This window comes from Pseudomonas folii (genome assembly GCF_014357575.1).
In the GTDB taxonomy this organism is placed as follows: domain Bacteria; phylum Pseudomonadota; class Gammaproteobacteria; order Pseudomonadales; family Pseudomonadaceae; genus Aquipseudomonas; species Aquipseudomonas folii.
In genome coordinates this window covers 1-5,529 of sequence record NZ_JACONW010000239.1, presented here as the reverse complement: position 1 = coordinate 5,529, position 5,529 = coordinate 1, and the positions used below count along the sequence as shown (strand labels likewise).

Below are 5,529 nucleotides of genomic sequence, written 5' to 3'. Positions count from 1 at the left end.
ACAAGTCCAATCTTTGCTGCGCGACAACGCTGTGTCAGGGACACAGGGGGGGCCTACAGGTTTTGTACATGTCAGCAGGTCAGAAAATACCTAAGACCCACTCTTGAGCAACCCCATCTCACCCGCCATCATCACATCCGCCGCATGGATGCTCGCTTCGCGATGCTTGAGCATGCCGCCGTTACGCTGGTTGAGCACCGCGTTGATCTCCGCCAGGATCGACAGCGCAACACTTGCCGGTGTATCGCCGCCCAGGTCCAGACCTACGGGGTAATGCAGTGCTGCAAAGGCTGGCAGTTGACGTATCTCACTGCTCATTTCGTCCAGCAGTCGCTCGGTCCTGCTGCGCGGCCCAAGCTGGCCGATGTAACGCGGATTCAGTGTCAGTACCTGACTGAGCCAATGACGATCCTGAGTGTAGCTGTGGGTCATGACCACCACCGCAGCGTCATCGACCAGCGCCTGCATGCCGGCGAAAGGCTGCAAGGGCAGGGCGCTGACTTGATCGGCCTCGGGGAAACGCTCCTGGCGGGCAAAGTGCGTGCGCGCGTCGATCACCGTGGTGTGCCAGCCTTGCAGGTGCGCCATGTTGACCAGTGGTACGGCATCATGCCCCGCACCAAAGATCACCAGTCGACGCGGTGCCGGAATGAATTCAAGCAGCACCTGAATTGATCCTGCGTGACCGTCGTAGTTGCGAATGGCTGACTTTTCGGCGGTGAGTACGGTTTGCAGGTCGGCGGCGATGGTCTGGCTGAGTGCACGGTCTTGCATTTCCTGCTCAAGCTTGCCGTCGGCCCACAGCGCAACCCGTTCACCTACTGCTGCAAGGTGCTCATTCCCGGAACTGATCACCGTCGCCAGCGCAGCGGGGCGCGAGGTGGCTTGCACCTGTTTCAGTACGCTGATTGCCAGTGATGGATGCTGCGCACTGACTCGCTCGAACAGAATATGCACGGTGCCGTTACAGCCCAGTCCGAAGCTCAGTTCAGCGTCTTCAAGGTCATCATCGTCCTCACCCGTGCTGTATGTGCGCAGTACCGGTTTGCCTGCGGCGGTCAACCACCAGGCTTTTTTGCTCACATCGCTTTCCAGGCAGCCGCCGCTGACCGTGCCAGTGGCGCTGCCGAGTTGCGGAATCACCATCCGTGCGCCGGGACGCCGATAGGCCGAACCCTCGACCTTGACCACCGTCGCCATGACCGCGTCCTGCCCGTCAGTATGAGCAAGGGACAAAGCCTCGAGCAGGCGGGATAAATCATTCATTACAAAACCTCGGAAATCTGTGTGCACAGCATAGAGTGTTCGGATGCAGGGTTGCTGAAAACGTTCAGTTTGCAGACGCATACCATTGGGTTATCCGCTGGCGAGACCAGAGAGGAACGCTACTCTGCAAGCAAGGACACACTGATGAAGTGGGACCGGCTTCAGCCGGGAAGACTGCATGGCAGACGACAGAGATGCAGCGATTGTACCGGCCCTTTCCCGGCTAAAGCCGGTCCCACGACCCCGCAGGGGCGCGACATAAATAAAAATCAACGCTATCTGTGAAAGGGTCATGCACCATGAAAACCCCCGACTACGACCACCCCATCACTATCACCCCCTGCAAAGGTCCGGTCAGCGTGATGTTCGAAGAAACGCTGCTCGCCCGCAGTGATCACGCGCTGTTGCTTGAAGAGGCCAAATACCCGCCGGTTATATACATCCCCCGTTCGGATATACGGATTGAACATTACGTTAGAACCGAACATCAAACCCACTGCCCGTACAAAGGCGACGCCAATTATTTCAGCCTGGATATCCATGGGCTACGCATCCCGAACGCGGTCTGGACTTATGAACAGCCTTACCGTGCCGTGGCGCAGCTCAGGAATCACGTAGCGTTTTACCCGGAGCGGGTGACGTTCGTGACGGAGATGCCACATGACTGAAGCGGTGTTTGTGCACCGGTTGCCTGATAAATGAAATGCTCGACGCCGCATTGCCTGAACAAACAGGTCGCGGCAACGCCGGAGATTCACACTGATGATCAGCCCCTCACGCGAGCCTCGCCAGACTTCTGCTGCCAACGAATTGCTCAAGCGCTACCAGAACGTGCGCAGCCGAACCCAAAGCCTGGCCGCGCCGTTGAGCGCCGAAGACATGGTGGTCCAGTCCATGCCTGATGCCAGCCCGGCAAAATGGCACATGGCACACACCACCTGGTTCTTCGAAACGTTCCTGCTCAGCGAGAACGTACCGGGCTACGAGCCTTTCGACCCGGTGTTCGGTTACCTCTTCAACTCTTATTACGAAGCCGTCGGCCCGCGCCATCCACGTCCGCAGCGTGGCTTGATGACTCGCCCGGGAGTTGATCAGGTCATGGCTTATCGCGAACATGTCGACCAGCACATGGCCCTCCTGCTGCAAAGTACGCTACCCCAAGACTTGAGCAGCCTGATCGAACTGGGCCTTGCCCACGAGGAGCAGCATCAGGAATTGCTGCTGATGGATATCCTGCATCTGTTCAGTACGTCGTCCCTCAGACCGGCTTATGACCCTGCCTGGCCCAAAGATGCGGCCGGTCGACGGGGCCGCTACAAACCGCTCAAGGGCGGCCTGACCGAGATCGGCCATCAAGGCACCGATTTCGCTTTCGACAACGAAGGCCCGCGGCACACCACGTATTTACAGTCTTTCGAGATCAGTGATCGGCTGGTGACCAATGGCGAGTGGCTGAAGTTCATCGATGCAGGTGGCTACAGTCAGGCCGGGCTTTGGCTTTCCGAGGGATGGAGCATCGTTCAGGAAAACGCCTGGAACGCGCCAATGTACTGGCAGCACGACGAAACACACGGCTGGCGCTGCATGACGTTGCGCGGCCTTGAGCCTATTGATCCGGACGCACCTGTTACCCACATCAGCTACTACGAAGCAGCGGCGTATGCGCATTGGGCTGATGCACGATTGCCTACTGAAGCTGAATGGGAGGCGGCCGTGGTTGCCGGTTTGCTGGAACAGGTGGATGACGTTGCCTGGCAGTGGACCCAAAGCTCATACAGCGCCTACCCGGGATTTCGTCCGGCAGCCAGTGCGGTAGGGGAATACAACGGCAAGTTCATGATTAACCAGATGGTATTGCGTGGTGGAGCGAGCGTCACGTCGCCGAGCCATTCCCGCGCGACCTATCGCAACTTCTTCCACCCGGAAAAGCGCTGGGTGGTTTCCGGCCTGCGCTTGGCCAGGGACAGCCGCCAGCCAGGAGTGGTTAACCCTCACGACAGTGAGTTCGCCCGCGATGTGATTGGTGGGCTGTCCTCCCCGGTGAAAAATCTCTCGCCGAAATACTTCTACGACGCAGCGGGCTCACAGCTATTCGAAGCCATCTGCAAGACGCCTGAATACTACCCGACTCGCGCCGAAACCCGACTGCTGACCGATGTTGCCGCGCAGATGGCCGGGCTGGTTCCGCAGGGTGCTGCTTTGGTGGAGTTTGGCAGTGGTGCCAGCGACAAGACCTGTCTGTTGCTGGATGCCGCTCCGCAGATTGCGGTGTACGTGCCGATTGATATCAGCGCCAATGCCCTGAATCGGGCGGCTCATCAGCTCAGCAATAAATACCCGCATCTGACGGTGGCGCCGCAGGTCGACGATTTTACCCGTGCCTTGAAATTACCAAGGGCGGCTGATGGGTTGCCTCGGGTCGGTTTCTTCCCAGGCTCCACCATTGGCAACTTTACTCCCGAGCAGGCGGTGAAGTTCCTGCGTTCTGCCCATAGCCTGCTGGGTGAAAGCGCGCACTTCATCGTCGGTGTGGATCTGGTCAAAGAACCGGACACCCTGGTTGCGGCTTACGACGATGCCCAAGGTGTCACCGCACGCTTCAACAAGAATCTGCTGACCCGGATCAACCGTGAACTGGACGGTACCTTTAACGTCGATGACTTTGAGCATCTGGCGCTATGGAACGATCAGGACCAACGCATGGAAATGCATCTGGTCAGTCGTGTGGAGCAAGTGGCTTCGGTGGCGGGGCACACGTTCCACTTCGGCGTGGGTGAGCGGCTGCACACGGAGAACTCCCACAAGTTCACCGTAGAGTCGTTCACCGCGCTGGCCGCCGCTGCGGGTTGGTCAGTGAGTCAGCATTGGGTCAGCGCTGCACCTGAAGTGGCGTTGTTCACGCTGCACGCTTAAGTTTGTCTGGACGAAGGAAAGCCAGCGCGATGCGCGCTGGCGCTGACTATCAGGGCGCCGATCAGCAGCAGGCAAACCAGCCAGTTGAAGGACTGCACACCGAAGCTTTGCAGCAGTAAACCTCCGGCCAGTCCGCCACCGGCGATGCCCAGATTCCATACAGTGACGATCATCGATTGGCTGACATCGGCGGCGGCACCGCCAGTGCTCGCCGACGCGGTCTGAAACAGGGTTGCCGCACCTCCGAATGCCAGCCCCCATAGGGCCACATACAGATAAATCAGCTGACTGCTTTCACCGTTGACCGCCCAGGCCAAGGCGGTGAACAGGAACAGTACGATGCTGATCAGTACCAGTTCACGCAGCCAGCGATCAATCAGCACCCCCACCAGCCAGATCCCTCCCAGCGCCGCGACTCCAAAAGCCAGCAACACCCGGTCGATCTGTTCGGATAAACCGGCGGGTTCCAGCAGCGGCGCGATATAGGTGTAGAGGATGTTATGGGCCAGAACGAAGGTCAGGGTGGTGAACAACACTGAACGAAGACCGGGAAGCACGAACACCTGTCGGATCGACAGGCGTTGCTGTTGGGTCTGGCCAGGAAAGTCCGCCAGGCTCAGACGTGCCCAGATCACCAGGATCAGACTCAGCACGCTCATGATCCCGAACGCCCAGCGCCAACCGATGACTGAGCCCAGCAGCGTCCCGGCCGGAATGCCGATGGACAGCGCCAACGGCGTTCCCACCATGGCCACCGCAATAGCGCGCCCACGTAAATGTTCAGGCACCAGACGGCTGGCGTAACCGGCCAGCAGCGACCAGAGCAAGCCTGCGAAAACGCCGGCAAAGAATCGCGAAACCAGCGTTACGCCATAGTCATTGGAGAGCGCGGTGATGCTGTTGACCACTGCAAAACCAGCGATGGCAATCAACAGCAATGGCCTGCGCCGCCAATTACGGGTCAGGGCCGTCAGCGGAATGGCCGCCAGCAGCGAGCCCACGGCATAGACCGTAATCAGTTGCCCCACCAGAGTGGGCGATACCTTTAAGTCAGTGCTCATCAAGGGCAGTAAACCTGCGGGCAACGCCTCGGTAAGAATGGTCAGAAAACCCGCCATGGCCAATGCCAGCAACGCCGCCCACGGCAGCCGCTCTGCAGTTGATCTATCAATAAGGTCCAGCGTGTTGTCAGTCATAACCATGAGCCCGGTTGAAAAGAGGGCCAGATTAATAGGCTGCGATTGGCGGAAAAACAGGCTAAGGTTCCGCTTATAGCGGACAGATGTGTCCGTAATCAAATTATGAAATTGAAATGCATTTCCATGTGGGAGCGGTGCTTGGTCTGGGCGG

Annotated in this window: 4 protein-coding genes; 2 read left to right on the top strand and 2 right to left on the bottom strand. The window is 58.7% G+C overall.

The window, feature by feature from the left end:
- Positions 1-90: 90 nt before the first annotated feature.
- Positions 91-1,266, bottom strand: a complete 1,176-nt coding sequence (locus H8S59_RS25915) for an XdhC family protein (protein ID WP_187523277.1) — start codon at positions 1,264-1,266, stop codon at positions 91-93.
- Positions 1,267-1,565: 299 nt separating this feature from the next.
- Here H8S59_RS25915 and H8S59_RS25910 point away from each other — a divergent pair, with 299 nt between their 5' ends.
- A complete protein-coding gene (locus H8S59_RS25910) occupies positions 1,566-1,934 on the top strand; it encodes a DUF427 domain-containing protein (RefSeq protein ID WP_095099447.1) in 369 nt (122 codons plus the stop codon).
- A gap of 94 nt (positions 1,935-2,028) precedes the next feature.
- On the top strand, positions 2,029-4,179 hold the full coding sequence (gene egtB, locus H8S59_RS25905) for an ergothioneine biosynthesis protein EgtB (RefSeq protein WP_187523276.1): 2,151 nt from the start codon (positions 2,029-2,031) through the stop codon (positions 4,177-4,179).
- Here the strand turns inward: egtB and H8S59_RS25900 are convergent.
- Positions 4,176-5,381 (bottom strand): MFS transporter, encoded by a 1,206-nt coding sequence (locus tag H8S59_RS25900; protein ID WP_425504611.1) that lies wholly within the window; start codon positions 5,379-5,381, stop codon positions 4,176-4,178. The genes egtB and H8S59_RS25900 overlap by 4 nt on opposite strands.
- Positions 5,382-5,529: the final 148 nt, after the last annotated feature.